This window comes from Marinimicrobium sp. ARAG 43.8 (genome assembly GCF_050113635.1).
Classification (GTDB): Bacteria; Pseudomonadota; Gammaproteobacteria; order Pseudomonadales; family Cellvibrionaceae; genus Marinimicrobium.
The window spans coordinates 224,288-240,075 of record NZ_JBNJLT010000005.1 but is presented as its reverse complement, the minus strand read 5'-3'; the positions used below and the strand labels follow the sequence as shown (position 1 = coordinate 240,075).

Here is a 15,788-nt window from a genome sequence, read left to right as displayed (position 1 = left end):
TCAGGCGGCCACGACACCCACCAGTAACGCAACCAGAGGCAATAAGAGTGAACCGGTTTCGGTGCGTTCAACGCCTCTGTTCATTTGGGTGCGCTGAGTCTGCGCGACATTGGCCGCCGCATTCATTGCCTCCCGGGCGTTGCTCACCATAGCGGCTTCCATGTCTTCGCGGGTTTGATTCAGTTCGATATAAGTCTCGAAAGCATTCTGATACCGCTCAAGATCACCTTGGCTTCCATCCAGCAGGACGCGGCGATCTTCCCGCACCAGTTCCGCGTCCAGTTCATCCAACGCCTCAGCGATGCCACTGATATGAGTTCGTGTGTCAGCGGCATAATCCGGCAATGCAAACAGCATGTAGTTCTTCTCGTTTACCCTTGCCTGAAGCAGCTGGCGGTTGGCGCGATTCGCCGTGTTGGCAAGGGCCATATTGCGCTGAATCTCGTCGTAGCTGCCTTGCGTTTCGACGGTAGAAGTCACGTCCTCCACGAGACTGTCTCGCAGCGTGTCCAATTGTTCAATGAAGCTCCCCGCTCGCTCCCGCAGCTCCGTCACCAGTTGACGCTGGCGTTGGGCACTTTGGACATATTGTCCAAATGCTCGTTGATACTCCCCTACCCGGGCACTCACAGAGGTGATTTGCTGTCGGTCTTGAGCGTTATCGGTCAGGGCCTCCAGGTTATCAATCAGTGTTTGCAGTTCTCTCAGCCGTTCCTCCGCCAGGTTCACTTCATTGTCGTCGTCCCGCGCTATGAAGTTTTTCTCCGCGATTCTGGCTTCCAGCATCAGCTTCACGGAATCAGCGGCATTTTCGGATTGATCCACTCGATGTACGATTCCCTGTAACCCCATATAGGACATCAGCGCGATCTCCTTTAGTAAGGCGAGGTGGTGGGACGGATGGTGATTTCGCTGGTATCCACATCCATGGGGGCTTCTATTACCTGGCGGACAGCTCGGGCAATAGCCTCGGGCGGTAGCTTGATACGGCGGAACTCTTGCATCGCAGCAGCGGCGCTGGCGTCGGTGATGGTATCGGCCAGCTCGGAGTCCACCACGCCGGGATTGACGCAGGTCACCCGAATAACATCGCTTTCCTGCCTCAGACCGTCCGAAATCGCCCGAACCGCGAATTTCGTGGCACAATAAACGGCCGCGGTCGGCGAAACCGCCAATGCACCGATAGACGCAATATTGATAATCTGACCGAACCCCTGTTTTTCCATCGACGGCTGGACGGCAGCAATCCCCCAGAGCACCCCTTTAATATTCACGTCGACCATTCGCTCCCATTCGTCGCACTTACCGGCAGCCAGGGGAGAGAGCGGCATTACGCCCGCATTGTTGATCAGGACATCGATCCGGCCCCACTGGTCAAGAGCGGTCTGTGCAAATCGTGATAAGGCGGAGCGATCGGTAACATCCAACGGCTGCACCTCGACCGTCCCACCGGCGCCCCGAATCTCGGTGGCGAGCGCTTCCAGCCGGTCCAGGCGCCGAGCCCCCAGTAGTAGCGTTGCGCCCGCGGCACCGAGTTCTTTGGCCATGGCGGCACCAATGCCACTGCTGGCACCGGTGATAAGAATGACTTTCTCTGCGATGTTCATCATCTTTTCCTCTGGTTAATTGTTCCTCTGATGACTTGAACGACCCCGGTCGCCGTGTCAGAAAATACGATAACGGCTCGACTTGTTTAGGAGAACATGCCAATCTCTGGACTTTATGGTTAACAGAAATTACCAATTGCTATGGATCTCAACTTGCTGAGGTTATTCACGGCGGTCGCCGACACGGCGAACTTTCGCGCCGCGGCGGATCGACTGGGGGTCACGCGCTCGGCTGTCAGCCAGGGCGTGCAGCGGCTCGAAGAGGCTTTGGGGCAGCCACTGTTCCGACGTACTACCCGCAGCGTGAGCCTTACCGAAGAGGGGGAGCAGTTGTTGCAGGCTGTCTCGAACCCACTCGCTGAGCTTACGGCGGCGCTGGAGGTCGCCCAAAATACCGCTGGCAACCCCCATGGGCTGCTGCGAGTAACGGCGACGTCGATTGCTGAACGGTTTCTCTCCGGGCCATTGATTGCCTCGTTTGTGGAAACCTACCCGGGAATTACGCTTGATGTGACGGTGAATGACGAGGAGTTTGATATCGTCGCCGCTGGCTACGACGCCGGTGTGCGGTTGGGAGAGGTGATCGAGCGGGATATGGTTGCGGTGCCGCTCACGGGGGATCAGCGGCAGGTAGCCGTGGCCACGCCGGACTATCTGGACCGTTACGGTGCCCCGCAACACCCACGTGATCTGGCGAAGCACCGTTGTATCGGTTGGCGCCCGGCCTTCGATACCGCGCCCTACCGTTGGGAATTCGAACGCGATGGCCACGCTTTCGATATTGCGGTTGAGCCACAGGTGACCACCAATGACATGTTGGTGATGGTCCGCACTTCATTGGCCGATGGTGGCATTACTTTTGGTATGGAGGAAACGTTCCAGCCCTACCTGGACCGTGGCGAGCTTGTCACCGTACTGGACGATTGGCTACCACCGTTTACCGGCTTTTATCTCTATTTTCCAAGCCGGCGCTCGGTGACACCAAAATTGAGGGCACTGATTGACCACGTTCGTCAGTACCGTGAATAACCCCGCTCAAGGCTGTTTCCCTAAACCCCGCTCAAGGCTGTTTTCCTAAACCCCGCTCAAGGCTGTACATCCAACTCCAGTGTACAGCCTTTGGCTTCGGTCGAGCTGATGTCTACCGGCTCTCCCGCGAGGGCCGACTGTAGTGCGGCTTCCAGGGCCGTGGCTTTTGAGCTTTCCGCCTCTTCGCTCTGCAGGGCTCCCCGATAGAGCACTTTGCCGTGAGGGTCGATGAGGAAAAAATTCGGCGCGGTGCTGACTCCGTAGGCGCGGGCCATAATGCTGGTGTCATCCAGGAGAATCGGAGCGCTGGCTTGCATGCCGTACTCACTGGCCAGGGCCAGGGCGTCTTCCGGCTCAATGCGGTTTCCCGGTCCGGGACTGGATGAGATCACGGTCAGCCAGGTGACGCCTTTTTCACGATAGGCTTCTTGCAGCGCGGGAAGCGTGCCATCGCGGTATCGCTGCTGCACGGCGTCACACTCCGGGGTTAACCATTCGAGCACCAGCCAGCCCCCAATAGCCTCCGTCAGAGTATGCGAATGCCCTCCCGCGTCAGTGGCCCGGAAGGCGGGAGCAGGATCTCCCGGCACAGCGTCGGCCCATGCCACTGGCGTGCTCATTAATGCCGTCAGGCAGATGGCGGAATACAGCAGAGACTTCATCGCATCGGACTCCTTAGTGGTTTTTTCGCTGGCCTTGGGTTTTTCGGTGGACGCCGCAGGTGGAAAACTCGCTATGCTAACAAACTGGACACAATTTCTCTGCCCGAAATGGTTTTCAGAGGTGCGGCACACTGATAAACTGTATTTATGTACAGTATCAAGAGGTGAGATTCCGTGCCGAATCTGGAGCAACCTGAAATGCTGGAGACACTGGAGCAGCGCCACCTGATCTGGCGAGGGCGGGAGACTCCCACCATGCCCGGGACTCGGGCTAGCGGGTGGGCCGAGGTGGACCAATATCTGGGGGGCCTTCCGGGTGCCGGAGCCGTGGCTGTTCACAGCCCGTTGGCGATCGGTGAAATACGCCTGCTGTGGCCTTCGGTGCAAGCCGGCGAACGCTTGAGTGTGATGGTCAACCCCCCTTTCCAACTGAGTGCTGAAGCCTTGCTGGCCGAGCAATTAACCCCGGAACGGTGGCTGGTCGTGCGATCTGGTACAGACAAAGATGCCCTCTGGTCCGCCGAACAAAGCGTGAAGAGTGGCTGTTGTGACAGCGTTTGGCTTTGGCCTTCTCCTTCGCTCTCCCAGGCTCAGGTCCGGCGCTTGCAGCTGGCCGCCCGCACGGGCGAAGCCACGCTCTTTTTGTTTTTTACCGATAGCAGGACTCCAAACCTGAGCTGGCCGGTGGATATGCACCTGGTATTGGCACCCCATCCCGACGGGGTGCGGGTGTCCGTGCCCCGACGCCGACAGGGGCGGCCTGTCGGGGCGTTTTCTGTTGCCATGACGGCTCGATGGCCGGAACTGTGCGCGACCTATACAGAAAAACATCGGGCGGCAATGCCGAAAGCTCCGATGCCGAAAGCCCCGATACAGAAAACCCCGATGCACCGAACGGCCGTTTGATCCATGCTCTGGCTGTATTTGCACTTCCCGCGTTTGCAACTGGACACGCAAATGCCGGTGACGGCCCATCACGATGACAAGGTTTCCGAGGAGGCACCCGCCGCTGTAGTCAACGAACGGGATCATCGGCTTTGCCAAATTAACCCATCGGCAGCCAAGCAGGGTTTGCGAGTGGGCATGGGGCTCGCGACCGCCGCTGTCTTATGCCGAGAGGTGCATTTATTGCCCTATCGGGAAACGCTGGAGCGGGAACGACTGGAGGCTTTCTCTCAGGGGCTTTATCGAATTTGCGGTGACCTTTCGTTGGACTACCCGCAGGGAATCTGGGCCGGAATAACCAGAATGATAAAATACCATAATGGACTAGACAACTATTTTAAAAAAATATCCGCGCTTATGGCGTCATTTCAGGTTCATTGGCAATGGGGCAGCGGACCATCACCCCTGACCGCCAAACTGTTAGCCCGCTCTGGTAGAAACCTTGTCAGCGACAACCTTCCGCATCTTCAGATCGAATGTGAACATTGCCCACTCGCGTTTACGGATTTGCCGAAGGAGGCTATCAAACCCTTGCAACGGCTGGGAATTCGCACCCTTGGTGAGCTTTTGACCATTCCGCCAGGAGAACTGGCCCGCCGCTTTGACCGACCCGTGGTGGACTATGTGTTGCGCTTTCAGGGACAGACCTCTCATCCCCTGCCCTTTTATCAGCCTCCCGATCATTTCCGCCGCTCCCGGGAACTTCCCCATGAAGCCACCATGACCGACAGGCTTCGCCCTTGGGTGGAGCAACTTCTGAAAGAGCTGGAGCAGTTCCTGTTGGCCCGCAACCAACAGGCTCTCAGGCTCGAGCTGCAACTGTGCTTCCGCGACGGCCCTCCTGCGCGGCTCATTATTGGCTCAGCTAAAGGCGAAGTCCGAGCGGTTCGCTGGCAGCACTTGGTGGATTTGGTACTCGAACGCCACCCCCTGGCCGCTCCGGTAGTGACTATGACGCTTTCCGCTCTGGAATTCACTACCGGTACTACAGGCAGTGAATCCCTGCTGACTCGCCAGTCAGCGGGTACGATGCAGCCTGCTGAACTGGTATCCCTTCTGGAGGCCAGGCTGGGGAGCGGGCGTGTCACCACGCCGCATCATCGCGATGACTTTCGGCCATTGGTGGCCAACGGAGAAAGCGCCGCGCAGGCGACTGTTTCCCAGGAGGAGCGCGTTATTTCTTCTCGGGATGCTCCTTTATCGGCAATGGAACCTCCATTGCCTTCGCTCCGCCCCGCTTTTCTTTTGCCAAAGCCAGTGCCTTGCCGTGAACCTTTGATGATTGTGGAAGGCCCGGAACGAATTGCCACGGGCTGGTGGGATCCTACCCCCGAGATTCGCGACTACTATGTGGCACGCAATGGCAAGGGTCAGTGGTGCTGGGTGTTTCGGGAACCCGATAGTCCAGAGTGGTTTCTTCAGGGGTATTTTGCCTGATGTGCCTTGCCCTGACGATAATCCCGGGCCAGCCACAGGTACACCGCTGGAACCACAAAGAGGGTGAACAGCGTACCAATGGTCATACCACTGGCAATCACCAGTCCCATGGCGTAGCGGGAGGCTGAACCGGCACCGGTGGCGATCAGCAGCGGCACCATGCCCAGTACGGTCGCAGCGGTGGTCATCAGGATGGGCCGCAGCCGTATCGCGGTCGCCTCTTCAATGGCTTGCCGTTTGGTGCGCCCTTCTTCCTGAAGCTGGTTGGCAAATTCCACGATCAGGATACCGTGTTTGGCAATCAAACCAATCAGCGCCAACAACCCCACCTGGGTATAAATGTTGATACTGGTCAGCCCCAGGCTGATAAAAATCAGAGCCCCGCAAATACTCATGGGAACCGTCACCATAATGATGACACTGTTGCGGAATGACTCGAACTGGGCCGCCAGCACCAGGAAAATGACCAACAACGCGAAAAAGAACGTCATTACCAGTTTTTGACCTTCACTTTTCAGCTGCCGCGACTGGCCAGAATAGTCCACAGTAAAACCGTCTGGCAAAACCTCAGCGGCAATCGAATCCAATACACCCAGCGCCTCACCCAACGAAACGCCAGGGCGCGGCACACCGGAAATGGTCACTGAATTAAGCTGCTGGAAACCCGTCAGGGAGCGCGGCTGCACTGACTCTTCCAGGGTCACCAGGGACGACATGGGAACCAGTTCCCCTTCCCGGTTACGGGTGTAGTACTGCTCCAGCTGTTCGGGATTCAGCCGCTCCGTGCGCTCCACTTGGGGAATCACACGGTAAGAGCGGTTCTCGAGTGAAAATCGTCCAGCGTAGCCACCCCCGGTCATACTGCCCAGGTCGGCGGCAGCCTGCTGCATGCTCACGCCCATCAACGCGGCCTTTTCGCGGTCAATCTTGACGGTCTGGCGCGGCCGGTCAATACGCAGGTCGGTATCCGTGAAAATAAAGCGGCCACTGGCCATGGCACGCTCCAGCACTTCTCCGGCCACTTCATCCAGCACGGAGTATGGCTGAGTGGTACCAATCACAAACTCCACGGGGGCACCACCACCGCCCGGGGAGGGTAATGAGGGAGGAATCACCGCGAAGACATCCAGCCCCGGCACCTGTTGCATAAATGGCTGGATATCATTGTCCAGAATCTCCTGAGTGCCGCGATCACGTCGGTCCCAGGGTGCCAGTACCATACCAGCCCCCGCTGTATTGGAACCGTTCATGCCGTTGATCACGAATATTTTCTCCAGCTCAGGAACGTTTTCCTGCAACTGATTGAAATACTCGGTATTGCGGTCGGTGTAATCCAGCGTCGCGTAAGCATCACCCGTGGCAATGGTGAACACAAACCCCTGGTCTTCCTGAGGCTCCAACTCATTATTACTGGAGACAAACAGGAAATAACAGGAGGCCAGAATAATCAGCGCGAATACCAACACCACTGGCGCCGTGTTGAGCATGCCGTGGAGACGCTTCTGGTAACCCTGCCGCAGTTTCTCGAAGTTTTCATCCAGCCAGCGCTCAAATTTCGGCCGGGTTCCGCTGTGAGAGCGAGAGCGCAGAATACGCGAACACATCATCGGGGAGAGCGTCAGCGCCACTACGCCCGATAGAATGACGGTGGCGGCCAAAGTGAAGGCGAACTCCACAAACAGAATGCCTGTCAGCCCCCCTACAAAACCCAGCGGGATAAAGACGGCTACCAGTGTGGTGGACATCGCAATGACCGGCCAGGCCAGCTGTTGTGCCCCAAGAATGGAGGCATCGAAGCGGGACATGCCCTCTTCCACATGGCGCTGAATATTCTCCAGCATAATAATGGCGTCATCCACCACAATCCCGATCGCCAGCACCATGGCCAGTAGCGTCAACAGGTTGATGGAAAAGCCGAACATCCACATCAGGAAGAAGGTGCCCACCAGCGACAGCGGTACAGCAACCGCCGGCACGATGACACTGCGCACAGAGCCAAGAAAGGCATAGATCACCAAAATGACGATGATCAGAGCGAGCACAATCGTGAGTACCACTTCATCGATCGCACTCTGGATATACTCGGTGGAGTCGTAGGGGATATCCGCTTCCAGCCCTTCCGGCAGTTGCGGAATAATGTCCCGGTCCCACACCTCACGAACATCGGCAATTACATCCAGGGCATTGGCATCCGGCGAAATTTCAATGCCCATAAACGTGGCGGCCAGCCCGTTGAATGTGACCGAGGTGTCGTAGTTTTCGGCCCCCAGTTCCACATCGGCCACATCTCTCAGGCGCACCAGCGCGCCGTCTTCCGAGCGCACCACCAACGCTTCGAATTCCTCGGCGGTGTGCAGATCGGTGCCCGCGTTCAAGTCCACCGCCACCATTTGGCCTTTGGTGCGTCCCAGGGCGGCCAGGACGTTGTTGGACCGCAGCGCCGTCATCACATCGGAGCCGGTCACGCCTTGGGCTGCCATACGTTCAGGGTCCAGCCAGATACGCATCGCGAAGGTTCTGGCTCCCAGAATCTGGGCACGCTGAACGCCGGGAATGGTGGCCAGCTGTGGCTCCACGACCCGCACCAAGTAATCGGTAATCTGGTTGTTGTCCAGCAAATCACTGAAGAACGACAGGTACATCGCCGCGGTTTCCTGCCCTACCGCCAGCGTCACCACCGGGTCTTCCGCCTCTTCCGGCAAATCGGACCGCAGCGCATTGACCTGGGCGGCAATCTGCGTAAGCGCTTCATTGGGATCGTAGTCCAGGCGAAGGTACGCCATCACCGTGCTCATGCCGGCGCTGGAGGTGGATTGTACATAATCAATCCCCTCGGCCGCTGCGACTTCGCGCTCCATAGGCTTGGTGATAAACCCCTGGATCAAGTCAGCATCCGCACCAATGTATGCCGTGTTGACCGTCACCACAGCATTCTGGATTTCGGGAAACTGCCGGACGTTCAGCTCAAAACCGGCACGCATTCCCAGCAAGAGGATAAACAGGCTGACCACCGAGGCCAGCACCGGTTTGCGGATAAAAACGTCAGTAAACCGCATCAGTTATTTCTCCTTTGGCCTGCCTGGCACTTACTGGTTTGCCGGAGCCGGTTCCAGTTCCGCAGAGGGCTGGACGCTCGGGTCATCGTTGATACTGACCAGCGCATTGTTGCGCAGCTTCAGCAGGCCGGAAGTGGCGATCTGCTCCCCTTCCTGCAAACCATCGGTCACCGCAATCAAATCACCACGACGCTCCCCGGTGCGTACAAAACGCCGGGTGGCACGAAGCTCTCCCTCATCATTCTCGGCAAGAATAAATACCGAGTTTCCATAGGGATCAAACTGGATGGCGGTTTGCGGGACAACCACCAGCTCCTGTGGCTGCCCCAGGTCCAGGGTTACCCGGCCGAACATGCCCGGGCGCAAACGCGCTTCGGGGTTTTGCAGCGTGGCTTGTAACGTGAAAGTGCGGGTCGCTTCGTTAATGGAGGGCTCGATGGCGGTTACCTCCCCTTCGAAGGTCTCATTACTGAACGCATCCACCTGGGCTGTCACCGCTTGCCCCACGTCTACCTCGGACAGCTGGCGTTCAGGCAGGGTGAAATTCAGGTAAATGGGATCAAGGGATTGTACCGACACCACGGGCTCACCGGGTGAGATATATTGGCCAATATTAACCTGCCGAATTCCCGAAATGCCATCAAAGGGAGCGCGGATGGTTTTCAAGCGAATGCGTTCTTTCTGGGCTTTGACTGAGGCCACGGTTTGAGCGGCTTCACTTTGCCGACGCTGTAATTCGGAACGGGAGCTGTTCCCTTCATCAAACAGGCGCTGATAGCGCTCCAGCTCCATGGACGCCAGTTTTTCTGCCGCGTTCAACCGTTCCAGTTCGGCTTCGTCAGTGGCAGTATCGAGCGACACCAGCCGCTGACCTTTTTCCACTCGGTCACCATTGTCGAAATGAATGCCCGTGACAATTCCGCTCGCTTCAGTGCTCAATTGCGCCCCGCTGACGGCCCGAAAACTGCCGACGGCGGTCGTTTCCCGGTTCCACTGCTCAAGCCCCGCTTCGGCGGCGGTCACTGAGGCGGTCTGCTCAGGCATATTGTCCAGAAAGTTACCGATCATCGTGTTCACAAAAGCCTTGTAGCCAAAAATCAGGCCGAAGACGACACCGACAATCACCAGCATTATGATCATTCGCTTGGTCATGCGCTTACTCCCTAACTCCTGCGTTTATGTCTGAGCAGATGGTACTTTCACCTGGTACTTTCCAGTACTTACTTTCATTGACGGGAAGGTTTTTACTGAGCCCTCGGACGGAGGTACTGCGGGGGGCTTCTTCAAGGATGCCAAGCTTACAACAGACCGCCTCAAAGGTATACGGGGGTTACAGAATCTTACATTTGGACGCCACCTGCCAGTACCCTTGCACAATGCCCGCCACTCTTTTACTGTATGTAAATACAGTATTCAAGTGATTCCTACTTCATCACCTTAATTATGAGTTACGCCGAGCTGGTCTGTCAGAGCAACTTTTCGTTTTTGGAGGGCGCCTCACACCCCGAGGAGTTGGTGGCTCAAGCGGGCGTTCTGGGCTACAAAGCCCTGGCCATTACCGATGAGTGTTCCGTGGCGGGTGTTGTTCGGGCTTATGCCGAAGGCCGGGACAGCGATACCGCACCCGCCTTGATCGTAGGCAGCCGGTTCCGTATTGAGGGCGAGCTGGACCTGGTGCTGCTCTGCCCCAGTCGCCAGGCTTACGCGGAGCTGTGCCGCATTATCACCAATGCCCGACGTCGCTGCCCCAAAGGGGAATACCGGCTTGAAGAGTGGGATATAAAGTCCCTGCAATATTGTCTGCTTCTGTGGTTGCCATCCGGGCGTCCGAGTGATCAGGCCTGGGGCCGCTGGCTGAAAAAACACCATGCCGAGCGGCTTTGGCTGGCGGTGCGGTGCCACCTCACGGAGGCGGAGCATCGCTATCGGGCCCATTGCGAAACACTGGCCCGGGAGCTGGCCTTACCGGTGTGTGCCTGTGGCGATGTGCTGATGCATCATGCTGAAAGGCTGCCCTTACAGCAGGTACTCACGGCTATCCGGCTGGGCACCACCGTGGTTCAGGCGGGTCGACGCCTGCAGTCCAATGCCGAACGCCGCCTGCGATCCCTGCCCCGTTTGCAGTCTTTATTTCCGGCGTCGTGGCTGACAGAGACCCTGCGCATTGCCGAGCGCTGCCGGTTTGATCTGGGCGAGTTGCGCTACGAATACCCCTCTGAACTGGTCCCGAAAGGAAAAACGGCTTTTTCATGGTTGTGCCATCTCGTCGACAAAGGAATAGCCAAGCGCTTTCCGGAGGGGGTCTCCGGCGAGATTCAAACCACCATCGACAAAGAGCTGGATTTGATCGAAAGCCTGGGCTACGCCCATTTTTTCCTGACCATTCACGATCTGGTGCGGTTTGCCCAGGAGCACGGCATTCTCTATCAGGGACGTGGGTCGGCGGCTAATTCTGTGGTGTGCTACTGCTTGGAAATTACAGCGGTAGACCCACGCCATATCAAGGTGCTGTTTGAACGCTTCCTGTCACGGGAGCGTAACGAGCCCCCGGACATTGACGTGGACTTCGAGCACCAGCGGCGCGAGGAAGTCATACAATACATTTACCGTAAATACGGTCGGCCCCGCGCTGCTCTTGCCGCCACGGTGATTACCTACCGGTTTAAAAGCGCCCTGCGGGATGTCGGAAAAGCGCTAGGTATTAATGAATCGCACCTGGATTTTTTGATTCGCCAGACCAACCGGCGCGACCGGGGTACCGACTGGGCGTCACAGGTTGCCGAGGCCGGGCTCGATCCAAACGCGGATACGGGCCGACACCTGATCCAGAGGGTGAACGAGCTGCGCGGTTTTCCCCGTCACTTATCCCAGCATGTGGGGGGATTCGTGATTTCTTCTGGTCCGCTGTACGAACTGGTGCCCGTCGAGAACGCAGCGATGACCGATCGCACTGTCATTCAGTGGGACAAGGACGATATCGAGACGCTTGGCCTGCTTAAAGTGGATGTGCTCGCGCTCGGCATGCTAACCGCCCTGCGCAGGGGTTTCGACCTGGTGCGCGAGCACTGGCAACGGGAGTTAACGCTCTCCGGCGTGTGTCGTGAAATGACGGACAAGGCTGTCTATGAAATGATTCAGCGCGGCGACACCGTAGGGCTGTTCCAGATTGAGTCCCGCGCTCAGATGTCCATGTTGCCGCGCCTGAAACCCGCCTGTTACTACGACCTGGTGATTCAAATTGCCATTGTCCGCCCAGGCCCTATCCAGGGGGGCATGGTGCACCCGTTTCTCAAACGGCGAAACGGCGAAGAAAAGGAAGAGTACCCTTCCGAAGCGGTGAAAGGGGTTCTGGAGCGCACACTGGGCGTACCCATTTTCCAGGAACAGGTGATCCATCTGGCCATGGTGGCCGCCGGCTTCAGTGGCGGTGAAGCGGATCAGTTGCGCCGCGCCATGGCCGCCTGGAAAAAAACCGGCGACCTCGATCCCCTCAAGGACAAGCTGATCAAAGGCATGACCGAACGCGGCTATCCGCTGGCCTACGCTGAACGCATTTACCAACAGATTCGTGGTTTCGGTGAATACGGTTTCCCGGAGTCTCATTCCGCCAGCTTTGCGTTGCTCGCTTACGCGTCGGCCTGGATGAAGTACCATTATCCGGAAGCCTTTTACGCCGCACTAATGAACAGCCACCCCATGGGCTTTTATTCACCTTCACAACTGGTGCAGGACGCCCGGCGCCACGGGGTGGAAATACGCCCCGTGTGTATTAACCATTCGGGCGCCGACCACCGGCTGGAAAGCACCGGAAAGAGCACCGACAAGAGCTCCGGCAACGGCTGGGCAATTCGTTTGGGCTTCAGGATCGTGACAGGTTTGTCGCGAAAAGCGATTGAAGCCATCACGGGCATCCCACCGGACGTACATGGATATCGTTTCCGCGCTTTGAACGATATTCACCGGCTGGGACTGGCGCAACCCGACCGCGAAGCTCTGGCTGGTGCAAACGCGCTACACAGCCTCAGTAATAACCGTTACCAATCGCGCTGGGCGCTGATGGATCGCGGGTTCACACTTCCCTTGTTTGCCGCTCAGCCTTCGGAAGAAACACTCGCTGCGGAAGCAGAAACAACTCCCTATCTGCCCGTCCCGAGCGACATCGACAATCTGGTGGAGGATTATGCCAGCGTCGGGTTAACCCTGAATCGACACCCCATCGCACTATTGGATGAGGCGGGTTGTCTGGGCCGCTTTGTCCGCGCCACAGCATTGGGAGAATATCGCCACGGTGCCCTCGTGACGGTTATCGGTGTCGTCACTGGTCGCCAGAGTCCGGGAACCGCTTCGGGCGTTACTTTTATTACCCTGGAAGACGATACTGGCAACCACAACGTTATCGTCTGGCTGGCCACGGCCCGGGCGCAAAAGCAAGCGTATCTAACCGCTCGTGTACTGCGTGTTCGCGGGACCGTTGAACGCGAGGGGGAAGTGATTCATGTCATCGCCGGGAAGCTGGAAGATCTGAGCGATTGTTTGGAGAACCTGTCAGCCAGATCCCGGGACTTTCATTAATCCGGGCCATTAATCCAGGCCACTAATCCGGGCATCTCCCCCGTCTCAATGACATCAACGGCGTACAAAAACCAGGCAACGATTGTTGGCCGGCAGTTCCAGTGTTTCGGTCAATACCAACCCGCGTTCCGCAGCCTCGATTTCCAGTGTTTGCCGGTTCCGGATACCTCGATGCGGCGCCTGGGACTTCAACCACTGATCAAAGGCGGCATTGCTCTCGCTGGTGAACTGCCCCTGCTCATTGAATGGCCCATACACGATCAGTTTGCCTTTTGGCGGGAGCACGCGCGTGCATCCATCGAGCAGAGACAGCACACTTTCCCAAGGCATGATGTGCAAGGTGTTCGCGCTGAATACGGCATCGGTGCTCGCCACCGGCCAGTCCGGCTGAGTCGCGTCCAGCGTCAACGGAGCGCGAATATTCTTTCCCGGATATTCACTCAACCATTGCTGAATAGCGTCGTGATTATCAGACAAGTCACTGGTTTGCCACTCCAGGTGAGGCATGGCCGAGGCGAAGTAAACGGCGTGCTGTCCCGTGCCCGAGCCGATCTCCAACACATGCCGACAGGTGGCAAGACGCGGGATCAGTACGGACAAAATAGGTTGCTTATTGTTTTCGCAGGCCTGCGAGAAGGGTTTCTGCGGCGTCGGGGACATCGGTTACCTCGGCGGCTTGAAAACCGTCATTGTAACCGATTAGGAATGGGGTCAGTAAAACAGAATCTCTTCACCCACCCGCTCAATCAACATATCGCGGTAATATTCCGCTTTGGCGATGTGCAGCGTCTCCAGTGGATTGAAGTTATCGGTAATAATCAGTTCGGAATCGCCCTCAATAGTCACTTCGCGCTCAGTCAGCCACGCCAGCGTATCGGCGCTGCCCTGCAACTCCAATGGTTCATCCGATACGTAGAAGACAAAATCATTGAAGGTGGCCTCTGGGGAAGACACAAAAGTGCGGCGGTGCTCAAACACCTGATCGAGGGTATGCGCGACCGCTTCCACGGGCGCCTCCTCCCCCTCCAATGTCAAACCGACAAAGTTAAGGGCCAGGACACCACCGGGCTTGAGCTTCGCTTTCAACTCTTGAAACATCTCCAGACTCAACAGGTGAATGGGTTCGGCTCCCCCGGTAAAACAATCGTGGATGATAAAGTCATAGCGCTTATTCAGCTGTTTAATCTGGTAGCGAGCATCCCCGACAATGACGTCTCCAGTGGGTTGAAAGCTAAAATAACGATCCGCCGCATAGGCCACCGCAGGGTCAATCTCTATGGAATCGGTACGCACACCAAACTGCTCGTACACATTCACCAGGTGCCCACTGCCAAGACCCACCAGCAATGCCTCATCCCCGGCGGGATTAAAACGCGGCAGATACCCCACGACTTTCTGGTAGCCCAGCAGACCGGCCCCGGTACGAATATCCTCGGCACCGATGGTAGACCCGCCGGACATCAGCCAGCGAATACCACGGTCGGGCTGGTCTACCACCCTCACCCAACCGTAATGCGTTTCCTGCTCAAACACGACCTTGGAGCCAGAGTAATTCCGCTCACCCACGCCGGCCCCCACGCCAAACAATAAGACCAGGGCCAGAATCCCAGTCGTGGCCCCCCAGCCCACTATGGAGTTTCGGGCGCGCAGACGCCGATTCTCATACAGCGCCAGCAGCAATGCCATGAATAACATCAACAGGCTCAAGGCGATCACGATTTGCTCGGTTCCAGCCAGCGGCAGCAGGAAGAACCCGAGAAACAGCGTGCCGAGCACACTCCCCAGAGTGCTGATCGCGTAGACAGTGCCAGCGGTGCGCCCTACCCGCTCCAGTCCACTGGTTGCGATTTTGATGACATAGGGCCCCACCATTCCCAGCATCAGCAGGCAGGGGGTGAACAGCACGAAAGCGCTCACCAGCGCGCCACCGCGCAACCCCAATACATTACTGGCCAGTTGTACCGGCTTGCTGATCAGCGGAATAACACCGATTAAAATCGCGGTGACCAGCAGAATGTGAGACAGCCGTAGCCACGGGGCCGTATCCGCCAGGCGGCCACCGAGCATGTAGCCGATCGACAGCGCCAATAACGCTGTGGACAGCAGCGACGACCAGACAATCATGCTCACCCCGTAATAGGGTCCGATGATGCGCGTGCCGAGCAGCTCGATCATCATGACCGTAGCCCCGGTAATGCTCGCCGTGATGTAAAACAGAACCCGGTCTGCCCGGGTCAGGGGAGGATGGGCAGCGGCGCTGGCAGCGCTCGCTTTGGAAGACGATCGTTTTTGGTGGGGCAGACTTTGTTTGGACACGTTCCATGACCTCTATTACTTATTGTAACGCCCGGTATGTGCGTCAGACTTAATGGTATGAGTAACTGTAGTCTATAAAACGTTAGCGTATAAAAAGTCCCCGTGCCTGCCAATCGAACTCTCCGATTTTGTGGCGCGTTTCTCAACTCGTGAAAATTACCAGA

Annotated in this window: 11 protein-coding genes; 4 read left to right on the top strand and 7 right to left on the bottom strand. The window is 57.3% G+C overall.

The features are described from left to right. Both ACQCLF_RS11785 and ACQCLF_RS11780 read right to left on the bottom strand, forming a co-directional pair. A complete protein-coding gene (locus ACQCLF_RS11785) occupies positions 1–861 on the bottom strand; it encodes a methyl-accepting chemotaxis protein (protein ID WP_426987490.1) in 861 nt (286 codons plus the stop codon). A gap of 14 nt (positions 862–875) precedes the next feature. Beyond that, positions 876–1,610: an SDR family oxidoreductase gene (locus ACQCLF_RS11780; RefSeq protein WP_426987488.1), complete on the bottom strand. Its 735-nt coding sequence runs from the start codon at positions 1,608–1,610 to the stop codon at positions 876–878. 150 nt (positions 1,611–1,760) lie between these two features. On the opposite strand from ACQCLF_RS11780, the gene ACQCLF_RS11775 reads away from it, so the two are divergent. Beyond that, positions 1,761–2,636: a LysR family transcriptional regulator gene (locus ACQCLF_RS11775; RefSeq protein ID WP_426987486.1), complete on the top strand. Its 876-nt coding sequence runs from the start codon at positions 1,761–1,763 to the stop codon at positions 2,634–2,636. Positions 2,637–2,692: 56 nt separating this feature from the next. On the opposite strand, the gene ACQCLF_RS11770 is transcribed toward ACQCLF_RS11775, so the two are convergent. Further along, positions 2,693–3,298: a redoxin domain-containing protein gene (locus ACQCLF_RS11770; protein ID WP_426987484.1), complete on the bottom strand. Its 606-nt coding sequence runs from the start codon at positions 3,296–3,298 to the stop codon at positions 2,693–2,695. 174 nt (positions 3,299–3,472) lie between these two features. On the opposite strand from ACQCLF_RS11770, the gene ACQCLF_RS11765 reads away from it, so the two are divergent. After that, on the top strand, positions 3,473–4,204 hold the full coding sequence (locus tag ACQCLF_RS11765) for a hypothetical protein (protein WP_426987482.1): 732 nt from the start codon (positions 3,473–3,475) through the stop codon (positions 4,202–4,204). A 3-nt stretch (positions 4,205–4,207) separates the two neighbouring features. After that, entirely contained in the window at positions 4,208–5,680 is a 1,473-nt protein-coding gene (locus ACQCLF_RS11760) for a Y-family DNA polymerase (RefSeq protein ID WP_426987480.1), read from the top strand. On the opposite strand, the gene ACQCLF_RS11755 is transcribed toward ACQCLF_RS11760, so the two are convergent. Further along, the gene (locus ACQCLF_RS11755; RefSeq protein ID WP_426987478.1) at positions 5,662–8,736 is read right to left on the bottom strand and encodes an efflux RND transporter permease subunit; all 3,075 of its coding nucleotides are present in this window, start codon (positions 8,734–8,736) and stop codon (positions 5,662–5,664) included. The two genes, ACQCLF_RS11760 and ACQCLF_RS11755, sit on opposite strands and share 19 nt — an antisense overlap. A gap of 30 nt (positions 8,737–8,766) precedes the next feature. Next, positions 8,767–9,888 (bottom strand): efflux RND transporter periplasmic adaptor subunit, encoded by a 1,122-nt coding sequence (locus tag ACQCLF_RS11750; protein ID WP_426987476.1) that lies wholly within the window; start codon positions 9,886–9,888, stop codon positions 8,767–8,769. 291 nt (positions 9,889–10,179) lie between these two features. Between ACQCLF_RS11750 and ACQCLF_RS11745 the strand changes: the two genes are divergently transcribed. Next, entirely contained in the window at positions 10,180–13,308 is a 3,129-nt protein-coding gene (locus tag ACQCLF_RS11745) for an error-prone DNA polymerase (RefSeq protein WP_426987474.1), read from the top strand. 54 nt (positions 13,309–13,362) lie between these two features. Here ACQCLF_RS11745 and ACQCLF_RS11740 read toward each other — a convergent pair whose 3' ends face one another. Together ACQCLF_RS11740 and ACQCLF_RS11735 are read right to left on the bottom strand one after the other, a co-directional pair. After that, a complete protein-coding gene (locus ACQCLF_RS11740) occupies positions 13,363–13,968 on the bottom strand; it encodes a DUF938 domain-containing protein (protein WP_426987472.1) in 606 nt (201 codons plus the stop codon). A gap of 51 nt (positions 13,969–14,019) precedes the next feature. Beyond that, entirely contained in the window at positions 14,020–15,624 is a 1,605-nt protein-coding gene (locus ACQCLF_RS11735; protein WP_426987470.1) for a fused MFS/spermidine synthase, read from the bottom strand. Positions 15,625–15,788: the final 164 nt, after the last annotated feature.

What these genes read in the sequence shown, in the direction of transcription:
- ACQCLF_RS11760 (WP_426987480.1), top strand. Translation starts at nt 4,208, where the DNA reads ATGCTCTGGCTGTATTTGCACTTCCCGCGTTTGCAACTGGACACGCAA.
- ACQCLF_RS11755 (WP_426987478.1), bottom strand. Translation starts at nt 8,736, where the DNA reads ATGCGGTTTACTGACGTTTTTATCCGCAAACCGGTGCTGGCCTCGGTG.
- ACQCLF_RS11745 (WP_426987474.1), top strand. Translation starts at nt 10,180, where the DNA reads ATGAGTTACGCCGAGCTGGTCTGTCAGAGCAACTTTTCGTTTTTGGAG.
- ACQCLF_RS11785 (WP_426987490.1), bottom strand. Translation starts at nt 861, where the DNA reads ATGTCCTATATGGGGTTACAGGGAATCGTACATCGAGTGGATCAATCC.
- ACQCLF_RS11780 (WP_426987488.1), bottom strand. Translation starts at nt 1,610, where the DNA reads ATGATGAACATCGCAGAGAAAGTCATTCTTATCACCGGTGCCAGCAGT.
- ACQCLF_RS11750 (WP_426987476.1), bottom strand. Translation starts at nt 9,888, where the DNA reads ATGACCAAGCGAATGATCATAATGCTGGTGATTGTCGGTGTCGTCTTC.
- ACQCLF_RS11740 (WP_426987472.1), bottom strand. Translation starts at nt 13,968, where the DNA reads ATGTCCCCGACGCCGCAGAAACCCTTCTCGCAGGCCTGCGAAAACAAT.
- ACQCLF_RS11770 (WP_426987484.1), bottom strand. Translation starts at nt 3,298, where the DNA reads ATGAAGTCTCTGCTGTATTCCGCCATCTGCCTGACGGCATTAATGAGC.